At 70.3% G+C, this 13,392-nt stretch carries 12 protein-coding genes, 2 tRNA genes and 1 pseudogene; 6 read left to right on the top strand and 9 right to left on the bottom strand.

The genetic code is table 11. The features are described 5' to 3' along the window. Window positions 1-43 precede the first annotated feature (43 nt). Together ACZ66S_RS18615 and ACZ66S_RS18610 are read right to left on the bottom strand one after the other, a co-directional pair. Complete coding sequence (locus tag ACZ66S_RS18615; protein ID WP_469902591.1) at window positions 44-733, bottom strand: class E sortase; 690 nt, start codon at window positions 731-733, stop codon at window positions 44-46. A gap of 26 nt (window positions 734-759) precedes the next feature. Further along, window positions 760-1,539 carry a DUF881 domain-containing protein gene (locus ACZ66S_RS18610; RefSeq protein ID WP_469902590.1) on the bottom strand — a complete coding sequence of 260 codons (780 nt, stop codon included), beginning with the start codon at window positions 1,537-1,539 and terminating at the stop codon, window positions 760-762. A gap of 141 nt (window positions 1,540-1,680) precedes the next feature. On the opposite strand from ACZ66S_RS18610, the gene crgA reads away from it, so the two are divergent. Further along, on the top strand, window positions 1,681-1,935 hold the full coding sequence (gene crgA, locus ACZ66S_RS18605; RefSeq protein ID WP_356021520.1) for a cell division protein CrgA: 255 nt from the start codon (window positions 1,681-1,683) through the stop codon (window positions 1,933-1,935). A gap of 265 nt (window positions 1,936-2,200) precedes the next feature. On the opposite strand, the gene ACZ66S_RS18600 is transcribed toward crgA, so the two are convergent. Both ACZ66S_RS18600 and ACZ66S_RS18595 read right to left on the bottom strand, forming a co-directional pair. Then, window positions 2,201-3,085, bottom strand: a complete 885-nt coding sequence (locus tag ACZ66S_RS18600) for a rhomboid family intramembrane serine protease (protein ID WP_469902589.1) — start codon at window positions 3,083-3,085, stop codon at window positions 2,201-2,203. A 103-nt stretch (window positions 3,086-3,188) separates the two neighbouring features. After that, entirely contained in the window at window positions 3,189-3,722 is a 534-nt protein-coding gene (locus ACZ66S_RS18595) for a peptidylprolyl isomerase (protein ID WP_266516690.1), read from the bottom strand. Between the two features lie 242 nt (window positions 3,723-3,964). Between ACZ66S_RS18595 and ACZ66S_RS18590 the strand changes: the two genes are divergently transcribed. Together ACZ66S_RS18590 and ACZ66S_RS18585 are read left to right on the top strand one after the other, a co-directional pair. Next, a complete protein-coding gene (locus ACZ66S_RS18590; protein WP_469902588.1) occupies window positions 3,965-4,666 on the top strand; it encodes a DUF5324 family protein in 702 nt (233 codons plus the stop codon). A gap of 149 nt (window positions 4,667-4,815) precedes the next feature. Next, window positions 4,816-5,766, top strand: a complete 951-nt coding sequence (locus ACZ66S_RS18585; protein WP_469902587.1) for a glycoside hydrolase family 26 protein — start codon at window positions 4,816-4,818, stop codon at window positions 5,764-5,766. Window positions 5,767-5,855: 89 nt separating this feature from the next. Here ACZ66S_RS18585 and ACZ66S_RS18580 read toward each other — a convergent pair. Next, window positions 5,856-5,928 (bottom strand) — tRNA-Ala (locus ACZ66S_RS18580). Between the two features lie 184 nt (window positions 5,929-6,112). On the opposite strand from ACZ66S_RS18580, the gene ACZ66S_RS18575 reads away from it, so the two are divergent. Both ACZ66S_RS18575 and ACZ66S_RS18570 read left to right on the top strand, forming a co-directional pair. Further along, entirely contained in the window at window positions 6,113-6,661 is a 549-nt protein-coding gene (locus ACZ66S_RS18575) for a helix-turn-helix domain-containing protein (protein ID WP_031036313.1), read from the top strand. A 209-nt stretch (window positions 6,662-6,870) separates the two neighbouring features. Then, window positions 6,871-7,768: pseudogene (locus ACZ66S_RS18570) on the top strand (serine/threonine-protein kinase); the annotation flags it as partial. Window positions 7,769-9,509: 1,741 nt separating this feature from the next. Here ACZ66S_RS18570 and ACZ66S_RS18565 read toward each other — a convergent pair. Next, window positions 9,510-10,874, bottom strand: coding sequence for a hypothetical protein (locus ACZ66S_RS18565; RefSeq protein ID WP_469902586.1), 1,365 nt, complete (start codon window positions 10,872-10,874; stop codon window positions 9,510-9,512). Window positions 10,875-11,094: 220 nt separating this feature from the next. Continuing rightward, window positions 11,095-11,223 (bottom strand): DLW-39 family protein, encoded by a 129-nt coding sequence (locus tag ACZ66S_RS18560; RefSeq protein ID WP_003999697.1) that lies wholly within the window; start codon window positions 11,221-11,223, stop codon window positions 11,095-11,097. A gap of 352 nt (window positions 11,224-11,575) precedes the next feature. On the opposite strand from ACZ66S_RS18560, the gene ACZ66S_RS18555 reads away from it, so the two are divergent. Continuing rightward, the gene (locus tag ACZ66S_RS18555; protein WP_469902585.1) at window positions 11,576-11,932 is read left to right on the top strand and encodes a DUF6344 domain-containing protein; all 357 of its coding nucleotides are present in this window, start codon (window positions 11,576-11,578) and stop codon (window positions 11,930-11,932) included. Between the two features lie 457 nt (window positions 11,933-12,389). Here the strand turns inward: ACZ66S_RS18555 and ACZ66S_RS18550 are convergent. Both ACZ66S_RS18550 and ACZ66S_RS18545 read right to left on the bottom strand, forming a co-directional pair. Then, window positions 12,390-12,466: transfer RNA gene (locus ACZ66S_RS18550), tRNA-Ile, on the bottom strand. A 111-nt stretch (window positions 12,467-12,577) separates the two neighbouring features. Continuing rightward, window positions 12,578-13,381 (bottom strand): DUF3566 domain-containing protein, encoded by an 804-nt coding sequence (locus ACZ66S_RS18545; RefSeq protein ID WP_469902584.1) that lies wholly within the window; start codon window positions 13,379-13,381, stop codon window positions 12,578-12,580. Between the last annotated feature and the right edge of the window lie 11 nt (window positions 13,382-13,392).

Below are 13,392 nucleotides of genomic sequence, written 5' to 3'. Positions count from 1 at the left end.
TCCGTCGCACCACGGCACCACACACACGCCGTACCGCACCAGACTAACGGCGCAGGGCAACCGGCTTGCCGTCCTCCACAGGCTGTGTGGAGTCCAGGTGGGCCCAGACGATCAGCCGGTGGCTGTGTCCCCACTCCGGATCGCACGTGGTCAGCGTGAGATAACGGCCAGGGCGCGTGTACCCGGATTTACGTGGCACAGGATCGATCACCTCAATGTCGGTGGGCACGGTTTTGTAGGGCCCTTTGTCGATCCGATACGTGAACCAGGTGGTTCCGTCCGTCAGGACGACCGCGTCACCGCGCCGCAGCCGCGGAAAGTCCTTGAAGGGATCGCCGTAGGTGCGCCGGTGGCCGGCGACCGAGAAGTTGCCCCGCTGCCCGAGCCGCGTGGTGTTCGCGTAGTGGCCGAGGCCCTTCTTGAGGGTGCCCACCCCGGTGCCCTCGAGCACGGGCTTGTTCCACGTGAAACCGAGCCGGGGGATGTACATGATCGCGAACGGCTTCCCGCTCCGGTACGGCGCCGGTTCCGCGGGGGCGACGGACGGGCCGGTGGTCACCTGCGGCTGCCGCACGCTCCCCTGGGCCCACTGGTCCTGCAACTGGTCGATCTGGTCGTCCATGACGGTGTCGGCCTTCACACCGGTCCAGAACAGCACATAGACGACGAACAACACGATCAGGGCGCCGGCGGTGATGCACAGCTCGCTGACGGTCCTGACGACGACACGCACCGGCGGCTCCAGGGGCTCACACCGTGCTACTCCACGGGCTTGGCGTACTGCAGATCCACTGTGCCCGAGTAGCCGGGAAGAGTCACCGTGCCGTCGTCGGCGACATTCCAGCCCAGGCCGTAGACGTTGACGTAGACCATGTAGTTCTGGATGGCCTTGGAGTCCGCGAGTGCCTGCTTCAGCTTGTCGGGGTCCCCGACCGCCTGGATCCTGTACGGCGGTGAGTAGACGCGGCCCTGGAGGATCAGGGTGTTGCCGACGCAGCGCACGGCGCTGGTGGAGATCAGCCGCTGGTCCATGACCTTGATGCCCTGGGCGCCGCCCTTCCACAGGGCGTTGACCACGGCCTGGAGGTCCTGCTGGTGGATGACCAGGTAGTCGGGCTGCGGCTCGGGATAGCCGGGGAGCTTGGCGGTGGCGTTCGGCGGGGCGTCGTCGAGCGTGACCGTGACCGCCTTCCCCTTGAGCCTCTGGGTGCCCGCGCGGTCCTCCAGGGCGGCCAGCTTCTCGTCCTCGGCCCTGGTGCTGCCGTCGTCGCGCTCGGCGAGCGACTCGACGTCCCGGCGCAGCGAGCCGTTCGACTCGTCGAGCTCGCCGTTGTTGCGGCTGCGCTCCTGGATGAGGTCCGAGAGCTTCAGCAGGGAGGCGTCCGTGCGGATGTCGGTGCCCTTGGCCGTGTTGAAGCTCGTGAAGAAGATGAGTCCGGCGAGAGCGAAGACCCCCACGGTGAGCACGCGCACCGGCCGGAAACCCCGCCCGCGGACAGGGCTGGATCCGGACTGGGGGGAGTCGGCAGAATTGCTCAACGTACCCTTATCTCCTTCGGCGCTGCGGAAGCACTACGCTAACGGACGCCCGGGGGAGCACTCAGTGTCCCCTTGTACGCTGCCCCGAGCCCGGACCAGTTACCTGCGCGGCCACGCAGCGCATCGACAGGAGAGACCCTCGTGCCGAAGTCACGTATCCGCAAGAAGGCCGACTACACGCCGCCGCCGGCGAAGCAGGCGACCGCCATCAAGCTGAACAGCCGCGCCTGGGTGGCGCCTGTGATGCTGGCCATGTTCCTCATCGGGCTCGCCTGGATCGTCGTCTTCTATGTGACCGACGGCTCCCTGCCCCTCGATGCCCTGGACAACTGGAACATCGTGGTGGGCTTCGGTTTCATCGCCGCCGGATTCGGCGTCTCCACCCAGTGGAAGTAGCTCTCCCCAGGGGTATTCGCTGAGTTATCCACAGCCTGGCCGCATTTCCACAACCGGCTGGGGAAAAGACGACGATCTGTGGATAACCCATCGGACGTTGACGCCGGTACGACCATCGCACCAGTTGCCGCAAGCCTGTTCGCCCCCTGCCTGACCTGCATGAACACGGGTCAGCGACAGGGGGCACAGCAGTTCCCGCACTGTATGCACAAGATCCGGCACTCGCTGTGGACAAGGGCCGCTCAGAGGGGGTCCGCGGGCTCCGTCAGGTGAGCTGCGCGGTTCTGATCACGGTCACGACCACGACGACCAGCAGCACCAGCGCACAGGTGCCGTACTGCACCAGCGCCCGCCGCTCGCGTGGGGCGTGGACCATGCCGAAGCCGGTGATCAGGCCGGCGACGAGGCCGCCGATGTGGGCCTGCCAGGAGATGCTGCTCCAGCCGAAGGTGAAGATCAGGTTGATCACCAGGAGCGCGATGATCGGCCGCAGGTCGTAGTTCAGCTTGCGCATCAGGACCGCGGTGGCACCGAAGAGGCCGAAAATCGCGCCCGAGGCGCCGAATGTCTGGGTGATCGGAGTCGCCAGCAGATAGGCCAGGGCGCTTCCCGCGAGACCGGAGACGAAATAGACCGCGAGATACCGGGCCCGGCCCAGGGCCGCTTCGAGGGGACCGCCGAGCCACCACAGGCTCAGCATGTTGAAGCCGATGTGCCAGATCTGCTCGTGCACGAACATCGAGGTCACCAGGCGGTAGTACTCACCGCCCGCGACCCCCTCGGTGGGCGTGAACGGCGCCGGCGGCCACGCGCCGTACAGCGCCAGGTCCCGCACAAGCGACGGCTGGATCTGAATGGCGAGGAACATCGCCAGATTGATCCCGATGAGGATCTTCGTGAACAGTCGGGGATCGGCCGTGACGGTGCCGCCGACGATGGTGCGCGGCCGGGCCGCGGCCGGAGCGGGCCCGCTGCCGCCGCCGTCGCGCACGCACTCGGGGCACTGGAAGCCGACGGAGGCGCTGACCATGCACTCGGGGCAGATCGGACGCTCGCAACGGGTGCAGCGGATGCCGGTCTCGCGGTCCGGGTGCCGGTAGCAGCCAGGCAGGTGCTGGGCCTCCGGAGTGCTGCCCGCCTCCTGATTCATGCCATCCCCCAAGTCGCCCTAGGTCGTCGTGCCACGTGCACCGCCCCGCTCATCCTTACGGTTGAGCGGGGCGTTTGGTTCCCTGCGCGGCGGCTGCCCGGGCTCAGCCCTGGCGGGTCTCCACGACGACCTGCTCGATGACGACGTCGTTCACCGGGCGGTCGTTGGGGCGGGTGGTCTTGACGCCGGCGATGGCGTCGACGACCTTCTGGCTGGCCGCGTCCGTGACCTCGCCGAAGATGGTGTGCTTGCGGTTCAGCCAGGCCGTCGGGGAGACGGTGATGAAGAACTGCGAGCCGTTGGTGCCGGGACCGGCGTTGGCCATGGCCAGCAGGTACGGCTTGTTGAACCCGAGGTCCGGGTGGAACTCGTCCTCGAACTCGTAACCCGGGCCGCCGATGCCGGTGCCCAGCGGGTCGCCGCCCTGGATCATGAAGCCGCTGATGACGCGGTGGAAGATCGTGCCGTCGTAGAGCTTCTTGGTGGACTTCTCACCCGTGCCCGGGTGCGTCCACTCGCGCTCGCCCTGAGCGAGTTCGACGAAGTTCCTGACCGTCTTCGGGGCGTGGTTCGGCAGAAGCCGGACTTCGATGTCGCCGTGGTTCGTCTTCAGGGTGGCGTAAAGCTGCTCGGCCACGATCTGCCTTCCGTTGTCTTCCTGTGCCCGACCGATCCTCGCACGGATCCGGTCCGGGAAGGTCCGGGCAGGGGCGCGGGGCGGCGATCCGTGGCATTGTCGTCGACAAGCTCCTGTTGCCACGTATTCATCCGTTATTGATCCGGATGCCCGCCCTCAGGTGCCGGGCTGAGCTCCGGCATGCATGATCCGTAAAAGGGTGGAAAGTCGAATTACCGTACGCCACCGAGGAGGAGGATCCCGTGACCCGCATCGACAGCGTGCGCGCCGCGACCGGCTCGGCGAAGGACAGCGTGCTGCACGCCGCGGAAGTGGTGGCGCCCTACGCCGACACGGCAAAGGACAAGGCCTCGCACTACGCGACGGAAGCACGCGTACGGCTCGCGCCTAAGGTCTCGCAGGCGGCCGAGCAGGCACGTGTCCAGTACGGCGCCTACGTCGCGCCGCGCCTGGAGCAGGCCCGTACGCATGTTCCGCCGAAGGTCGACCAGGCAGCCCACGAGGCCGCCGTACGCACCCGCAAGGCCGCTCGGCAGGCCGCCGACTATTCCCGCCCGAGGATCGAGCAGGCCGTCGCCGCGGCCGGCCCGGTCCGTGAGGAGGCCACCGCCCGCAGCGTGGCCGCACTGGCCGCCCTGCGCGGCCAGATCTCGCCCAAGGAGGTCCAGAAGCTGGTCCGCAAGCACGAGCGGCGGGCCCGTGCAGGACGGCTCGCCAAGGCACTGGCGGTCGCGGGCCTCGTCGCGGGCGGCGCCTACGCCGCCTGGAAGTGGTGGGACAAGCAGGCCAACCCCGACTGGCTGGTCGAACCGCCCGCAGCGACCGAGGTCCCGGAGACGGGCCGCCTGACGTCCGTGGACGGCACCGGCACGTCCGTCCTGGACCCGGAGGTCCAGGCGAAGGAGGCCGAGGAGGACGCCGCGAGGCACGACGAAGGGCGCTGACGCCGATCCCGGCGTGTACCACCGGTGGGGCGGAGATTCTCCGCCCCACCGTCGTGTTCACCCGACGGGGTGGCCAAACCGGTGCGGCACGGCCACCGTGCGCCACAGTCGCGGGGACACCTCCTCGCACCGGACGGACCGCCGCCCTGATGAAGCCCACGCGCCGCGGGCCGCTCGCCCTGACCGTCGTCCTGCTGCTCCTGGCCGCGGCCTGCACCAGCCGCGCCCCCGAGCCCGCGGCGGCTCCCGCGTACGGCGCGTACGTCGGCTACGAACCCGCCGACGTGGAGCGGCTCGACGCCCTGGGCGCCTGGCTCGGCGGCCCCCCGCCCCGGGTCGGGCACGTGTACCTGCCCGGCGACCGCTGGAGCAACATCGAGGGGGCGCCGGGCTACCTGGACTCCTGGGCGACCTGGCGGCGGTCCGGCCCGCACCGCATGTTCGTCCTCAACGTGCCCCTGCTGGAACGCACGGAGGCCCATCTCCCCGACAGCACGGTCCGCGAGCAGCTCCGGCGCGGGGCGCGCGGCGACTACGACGGCCACTTCCGCACCCTGGCCCGGCGACTGACGGCTCTCGGCGTCCCGGACACGATCCTCGTCCTCGGCTGGGAGATGAACGGCACCACCTACACCCACCGCTGCGCCCCGGACCCGGCCGCCTGGAAGGCGTACTGGACGCGCATCGTGCGCGCCATGCGCTCGGTGCCCGGTCAGCGCTTCCGCTTCGAGTTCACGCCCAACCGCGGCCGCGACGCGATCCCGTGGCCGCGCTGCTACCCGGGCGACGAGGTCGTCGACATCATCGGCATGGACGCCTACGACGCCCCGTTCGGCCTGCGCTTCGCCGACCAGGTGCGCGAGCCGTACGGGCTGCGCGCCCACGTCCGCTTCGCCCGCGCCCACGGCAAACCGTTCTCCTACCCGGAGTGGGGCCTGTACGAGAACGGCGACGACCCGGCTTACCTGCGCGGCATGCTCACCTGGTTCGCCCGGCAGCGTCCCCTCTACCAGACCATCACCGACTACTGCCCGCACGGAGTGTGGGGCTGCCGGACCCACCCGAGGTCCTCCGCGGTGTACCGCTCGCTGATGCGGTAGGCGGCCGGGGTGGGGGCCGGCCCGTCCACGGCCGGGGCACGAAAAACCCCTCCGCCCGCGAATCCGCAGGTCGGAGGGGTCTCCTGAAGTGGAGCCTAGGGGAGTCGAACCCCTGACATCTGCCATGCAAAGACAGCGCTCTACCAACTGAGCTAAGGCCCCGGGAAGAGGGACGTCCGCCGGAAGAACCGCTTGCCGGTGGGCGCCGCAGACCAGAGTACCGGGTCATCCCCGGTATTCCGCAAAAAGATTGGGGGTCCCCGCGAACGACCACTCTCCGTAAGATGCTCAACCGTGGTTCGCTGTCGCGAACCGCGGTATTTGGGGAAGCGATGGGGAGACGCACATGGACGCCGCACAGCAGGAAGCGACCGCAAGAGCGCGGGAACTGCAGCGGAACTGGTACGGGGAGCCGCTGGGGGCGCTCTTCCGTAAGCTCATAGACGACCTGGGCCTCAACCAGGCTCGTCTCGCGGGGGTGCTGGGACTGTCCGCTCCGATGCTGTCGCAGCTCATGAGCGGCCAGCGGGCAAAGATCGGCAATCCCGCCGTGGTCCAGCGGGTGCAACTGCTGCAGGACCTGGCGGGGCAGGTCGCGGACGGCAGCGTGAGCGCGGCCGAGGCGACCGAGCGCATGGACGAGATCAAGAAGTCGCAGGGGGGCTCGGTGCTCAGCAACACTACGACCACGACCAGCAGTTCGGGTGCGCCGACGGTCAAGCGGGTCGTCCGCGAGATCCAGTCGCTGCTGCGCTCGGTGGCCGCCGCCGGAGACATCATCGACGCCGCCGACACCCTCGCCCCGACCCACCCGGAGCTGGCAGAGTTCCTCCGGGTCTACGGCGCCGGCCGCACCTCCGACGCCGTCACGCACTACCAGTCCCACCAGAACTGAGCCGTCCGTCCGGTCGCCGAAGGGGGTTCGGCAGCCGGGCCGGGCGGCGGCGCTCGACACGCGGGGGTGTGTCGGCCGCCGGGCGGACGAGGAACACGGGGGCTGGAACACGGGGCCGTATCTCTCATCCGGGAGGCCACGAGGGGTCGTATCGCTCATCGAGGGGGAAGCAAGGGGGGTAGCCGCAGGGGGAGGAGCGACGCGCAGTCATGGGTGAGGTGTTCGCCGGCCGGTACGAACTGGCCGATCCGATCGGACGCGGAGGCGTCGGCGCCGTCTGGCGTGCCTGGGACCACCGGCGCCGCAGGTATGTGGCCGCCAAGGTGCTGCTGCAGAGCGACGCCCACTCCCTGCTGCGCTTCGTCCGCGAACAGGCCCTGCGGATCGACCACCCCCATGTCCTCGCGCCCGCGAGCTGGGCCGCCGACGACGACAAGGTCCTGTTCACCATGGACCTGGTCGCCGGCGGCTCCCTGGTCCACCTGGTCGGCGACTACGGTCCCCTGCCGCCCGCGTTCGTCTGCACCCTGCTCGACCAGCTCCTCGCGGGGCTGGCCGCGGTGCACGCGGAAGGTGTCGTGCACCGTGACATCAAACCGGCCAACATCCTGCTCGAAGCCACCGGCACCACCCGTCCGCGGCTGCGGTTGTCCGACTTCGGCATCGCCATGCGGCTGGGCGAACCGCGCCTGACCGAGACCAACCTCGTCGTGGGCACGCCCGGTTACCTCGCCCCCGAGCAGATGCAGGGCGCGGAACCCGACTACCCCGCCGACCTTTTCGCCGTCGGCCTGGTCGCGCTGTACCTCCTGGAGGGTGCCAAGCCCGACGCCAAGGCACTCATCGAGTACTTCTCCGCCCACGGCACCCCTGGCGCGCCCCAGAGCGTCCCCGACCCGCTCTGGCAGGTCGTGGCCTCCCTCCTCCAGCCGGACCCGCAGGCCCGCTTCCGCACCGCCACGGGGGCCCGCAAGGCCCTCGCCGCCGCGAGAGAGCTCCTCCCGGACCCGGGCCCCGACGACGAGTCGATCGAAATCTTCGACCAACTCGGCCCCTTGCCACCTGGATTCGGCCCCCAGGGACCCCTCAAGCAGGCCCCGGGGGTGGACCCGAACAGAACGCGGAACGGGGGTTCTGCGACGGGAGGGTCGCAGTTCGGGCCAGGGGGAGGGTCTCAGTTCGGGTCGGGCGCGGGGGCTCGGTTCGGGACGGGGGGAGAGGCCGGGGCGTGGGCGCGGGAAGAGGCTGGGGCGTGGGCGGGGGATGGTGGCGGGTCGTTTGAGGGTGGTAGGGGGAGTGGGGTTCCTGCCGGGGGTGGTGACGAGAGCGGGCTCCCTTCCGGTGTGAGCGGGGTTCCCTCCGGGGGGAGTGGGGTGCCTTCTGAGGGTGGCGGAGCGGACTCGGGTGCTTTTGCCTCTGGGGACGGGGACGGGGGTGCCGTCTGGCCCGGCGCCGGTCGCGGGGGCAGTGGTGCGGGGGCCGGTTCCGGGGGCGGGGCCGGTGGTGCTGAGGCGGGTTCGGGTCACGAGGCTGGTCGGCATGGGCCTGGGGCTGGGGCTGGGGCCGGTTTCGGTGCCGGGGCTGATTGGGCTGGGCCGGGTGCGGGGGTTCGTGGGCCGGGTTCCGGTGCGGGATCGGGGCCCGGTACGGGATGGGGTTCCGGGGCGTTGCCCGGTGGTGCTGCTGGACCCGGCGAAGGCGACCGCTCCGGTGCTGGTGAGGCAGGCGGCGTGCCCTCCTGGCCTGGCCAGGGGAACGGTGTGGATTCCCGGGCCGGTGGGGCAGGTGGGGGGTCCTCCTGGTTCGGCGAAGGCAACGGGGTGGGAGTGCGGCCTGCTGACGGGGGCGACGGCTCCTTCCAGTCCGACGGCGGAGGAAACGGGCCGGGAGCCTTCCAGCCTGGCGGTGTGAGCGGGACGCCCAACTGGTCCGGCGAGGGCGACGGGTTGGGGACGGGGTCCCACCCTGACCTCCGGCCCGGAGAGGAAGGCGGAGCCCCCAACTGGTCCGGCGAGGGCGGTGGGCAGTCCCATTACCCCGAGAGGCCCGGTCAGGTGCCCTACTGGCACAGTGACGCTAGCGGAAGCGGATTCCCTTCCCCGCCCCCCGAGCCCGGTGAGACGCCTTACCAGCGAGATGGCGTGGCGGGAGCCGCCTACGGGCACGGCGAGCCGAACGGCTCCGCCTACCAGCCCGGGAGCGCGCCCGGGTCGGCCCACCACCCCGCCCAGCCGAACTGGCCCGGCCAGGACAACGAGGTCTCCCGGCGCGCCGGCGGAAGCAGCCCGGCACCAAGACCTGCCGAAGGGCCTGCGCAGGCGAACTCGGCGTCCTGGCCCAGGGAATCGACCCCGTGGCCCGCACAGCCCGCTACGCCGTCCTGGCCCCGCGAGACCTCCCCCTCCCCTGGCACCGACGAGTCCTCCCCCGTGCCGGGCCACGGCACCTCCTGGCCCACTCCCCCCAGCCCGTTCCAGTCCGCGCAGCGCACTCCATCGGAGCACCACCCTCACCAACAGGCCCAAGCACAACCACAGCCACAGCCACACCCGCAGCGGCCTGCCGCACCACCGCCGTACCCGGCCTACGTCTCCCCTCAGGACCCCACACCGTCCACTCACGTCCTGCCCTCCCCCCACGCTCACGCGGCCCCGCATCAGCTCCCCGCTGACACCTCTACTGCTTCGTACACCGCTCAGAGCCCGCAGGTTCCCCCTCCCGCCTCCCCGATTTCGCGGGCACGCCGAAGCGGCCCACCCGCGAAGGTGGCGATCTCTCTGCTGCTCCTGGCCCTGGCCTGCTACGCCGTGGGGTTCTGGGCGCTCACGCAGGTCTGAGAACCGAGGCGCTACACCCCGGCAGCCCTCCGCCGCCCCACCACGACCCACACCCCGAGAACCACCAACAGCAGGGTCCCCACCCCGATCCCCCCGAAGGCCACCAGCTTCATCCCGGTGCCGCCCCCGGCCCCGGCACCGTCGGAACCCGCGTCCCCCACCGCCGCCGAGCCACCCCGCCCGAGAACCCCCACCTGGAAGATCCCCGCAGGCTCGGACTGCCCCGCATAACCAGGCCCGGCCGCCGCCTCCCCCTTCACCCGCACCCGCAGCGTCAGCCCGTACGGCCCGTCCCCGAACTCCTCGCCGACCCGCGCCGCGAGATGCACGACGAGGTAGTAGGACCCGGCGAACCGCATCCCGCCCACCCGGTCGGAAACGGCGTACCGGTTGGCGTAGCCGACCGGCGGCAGCGCGGCGAGCGCACCCGACTTCCGGTCGCCGTTGTAACTGATGCTCGTGTCGTCGACGAGTCCGCGCACGGGGTTGTACAGCGCCAGATTCACGCCCCCCGGCACAAAGCCCCCGCCCGCCCCAGCACCGCCCGCACTGCTGAGATCGGCCGTGGCGTACACCTGCTGTCCCCAGTCGACCGGAACCTCGTAGAACAGCGTCTGCCCCGGCCGTACGTCGTCGCGCCAGGCCCCCTGCTCCAGCGCCGCGGCCGAGTCGAAGCCCCCGCCGCCCCGCAGCCGTACGGCCTCACCGCCGGGCGGCGGTGAGGGCGTGGCCGAGTCCCAGGACTCGGGGGGCGCACTGGTCGCATCCGCCTTCCGCAACCGCGGTTCCAGCACGGGCGCGAGTTCCAGGTCCCAGTCGCCCGGTGTGGACTCGGTGCGCAGCACCCGTTCGACGACGACGTAGTACGTACCGGCGCTCTGGCACGACGACCGGCTCGACGGGAGCTCTCGCGCGCCCCACACGGTGAGCGGACGCGGGCTCCGGCCGGCGCCGATGCCGGCCGTGTCCGCCGCCGAGCAGGAACGGCCCTCGGCATCCTGTACGGACACCCGGACTCCTTCGGTGGGGGTCACCGCGGCGTCCGCCGGGGGTACGGCGGTCGCGGCCACGTACACCGTCGACGAACCGTCGAGTTCGAGGCGGTAGTAGACCTTGCCGTCGCTCGGCAGCGAACTCCGGTACGTGGTGCCGGGTTCGAGACGCCCGGCGTCCGCGGTCTCCGTCGCCCCGGTGACCGAGGGGGCGTCTGCGGCGAAGGCGTACGAGGAGGCCGTAGAAAGAGAAGGGGAAGCAGAGGAGGGAGAGACCGAGGGGGAAGGAGAGGCGGCGAAGCCCCGCGATCCCGGGCCGCCGATCACGGCGCCCAGCACGCCCCCCACGACGGCCACCCGCCACCACGCCGTACGCCACCCCATCCCGCGCCACCCCTCCGCGCCCCTACGACCGTCCTCGAATGACCGTCGGTCCGGCCGCCAGGCCGGGCGGCCGTGGCCCATCCTGCCCCGCCGGGCCGCCGCCCACCTCGCAATCCGTACGACCGTCCGAAACCCCCGCCCTCACTGGCCCGGACCTCGGACAACACAAAACCCCGACCGCAACAACGGCCGGGGTCTGTTCAGAATCCGATCTCGGTACTCACGAACCCGTGGGCACGGAGTCAGTCGCCTCCGTCCACAGATCCTGCTCGGCGCGATCCGCCTGGATCTGGCGGTACACGAGGAGCCCGCCGATGGCGGCCAGTGCGACCAGGAGAAGCTTCTTCACCGCGCGACCTCGTCTTTCCTTGACGTAGGGGACCTCTGGCGCCCGACTATACACACCGACCGATACCGATCGGTGACCTGTGTCCGGGCCCTCAACTCCCGTCGGGAACGCCCCATTAGAAGCGGAGCAGGGACCTCCGATCAGCGGGTGATCACACGGGTGGTCACACCCCCGCAGGCAGCCCTCCTCAGCCTCTTTCGCCCTGCTTCTCCACTTTTTCGCCTTTCATGCACCCATCCGTGTGGTGTTCATCTGAAGATCGACGCGCCACAGGCTCAGGTCCGTGCTTTCGCGCCGCCCATACACATCATGAGGAAAGTACGCAAATCGCCCAACCCGAAAGTGAGGGACCATGGCCAGGAACAAGGTCATGAAGCTGTGGACGGTCGTCATCACCGCCGTCCTCGCGCTGTTCACGGCGCTCGGCCTGATCACGACGACCGCCGCCGCTGCGGTACCGCAGACCCAGCCGGCCCGCAACACCGCCGCCACCCACGCGGGGCCCCCGGCGGCCTCCCACGGCCTCTGGTCCTACGTCAGATCCCTGCCGCCCACGATGAAGCAGCGGATCCGGGCCGAGGCCCACGGCAAGACTCCCGGCTGTCGCCCCCGTTCCCTCGCCGACACGGACACGGCCGCGGCCCCGGACACGGACCAGGGCACAGATACGAAGGACACGGCCGAACCGGCTGGACCGGCCTGCACGTGACGCCACGGCACGCACCGCGAAACGCCGTAGCCGCAGCACAGACGTAATGAAGACGCACGCAGCACACAGCACACACGTAAGCAAAGACGCATGCGAGAGACACCACAGCCGCAGCCGCAAAGACGTACCGAAGAAGCGCCGAAGAAGTGACGACGTCGCACACCGCACCGCAGAACCGAGCACCACACCGTGAGGACGTGCTCCGGAGGGCATCGCACACGATGGACGCGCCATCCGTGTCCGCCTGCCCCCGTGCCCCCGTGCCCCTCAGGGTTTCCCACCGACACAGTTGGCTCGGGACGCAGACACGACTGGTCACCCCGGCCGATGCCTACGCGCTTCGCGCCATGAGCCTCAAGACCAGCGCTGAAGGAAAGCCGAACGACACGGCACCGAGGACCGATGTCGCTCGTGGATGACAAAAACCCCCAGCCGTATCGGCCGGGGGTCTTCGTGCTGGTGGGGCTAACAGGATTTGAACCTGTGGCCTCATCCTTATCAGGGATGCGCTCTAACCAACTGAGCTATAGCCCCGCCGCGCTCTGCGGAGTGTGTCCCGCGCGCTGACTCCTGAAGATTAGCGCACGACGTGGGCAGTCCCAAAATCGGTTCCCCGGGGACCGCCCACGTGGGTTCGCGGCAGCGTTACTCGTCCTCGGCCAGCGTCAGCTCGACGCCGCCGACGAAGCCCGCGGAGAGGTTGTAGATGAACGCGCCGAGGGTCGCGAGCGCCGTCGCGAGGACGACGTCGATGACCGCGATGATCGTCGTGAACATCAGGACGTTCGGCAGGGAGAGGAAGGCCTGGAGGTCGAAGCCGTTCGACTCGTTCGAGCCGGTGGCCTCGGAGATCGTCCCGCCGACCGTCGAGAAGACGCCCATCGCGTCCATGACCATCCACAGCACGGCGGCCGCGACGATCGTGCAGATGCCGAGCGCGATGGAGAGCAGGAAGCTGACCTTCATGACCGACCACGGGTCGGCCTTGGCCACCCGCAGACGTGCCTTGCGGGTGCGGGGCACGGTGCGCGCACCCGTGCGCGGACGGCGTACGGCACCGGCGGGTGCGGCCTGGGTCGGGTAGGCCTGCGGCGGGTGGTACGGCCCGGCCTGCTGCTGCGGCTGCCGTTCCCCCGGCAGCGGGGAGGGTGAGGGCTGGGGCTGCGGCTGGGCCGCCTTCGGCGGTGCGGCCGGCGCCGTCGGCTGGACCGGCGGCTGGGTGTCCGTCACAGGTCCCCCCTGGGATCCATGAGTCTCGGGCGAGCGCGACTCCGTCGCGGGCGGCTTGATCGCCTTGAGTTGGGTCGTGTGCGTATCTGTCGGGTGCGCTTCCGCCGCCCGCGCCTCCGCCGCACGCGCGGCAGAGCCACGGCCGCCGCCGTCCGCCTCCGTGCCGGGGGAGGACCCCCTAGAGGTTCCGGTCGATCCGGCGCCCGTGGCTCCGCTCACGATGACTCTCT

The organism is Streptomyces sp. NPDC107471, from assembly GCF_055582845.1.
The sequence above is the reverse complement of the archived record's forward strand: the minus strand, read 5'-3'. Positions and strand labels throughout refer to the sequence as shown.

Coding starts and splice junctions, on each gene's coding strand:
- ACZ66S_RS18600 (WP_469902589.1), bottom strand. CDS start 3,085: ATGAATCAGGAGGCGGGCAGCACTCCGGAGGCCCAGCACCTGCCTGGC.
- ACZ66S_RS18585 (WP_469902587.1), top strand. CDS start 4,816: ATGAAGCCCACGCGCCGCGGGCCGCTCGCCCTGACCGTCGTCCTGCTG.
- ACZ66S_RS18575 (WP_031036313.1), top strand. CDS start 6,113: ATGGACGCCGCACAGCAGGAAGCGACCGCAAGAGCGCGGGAACTGCAG.
- ACZ66S_RS18565 (WP_469902586.1), bottom strand. CDS start 10,874: ATGGGGTGGCGTACGGCGTGGTGGCGGGTGGCCGTCGTGGGGGGCGTG.
- ACZ66S_RS18555 (WP_469902585.1), top strand. CDS start 11,576: ATGGCCAGGAACAAGGTCATGAAGCTGTGGACGGTCGTCATCACCGCC.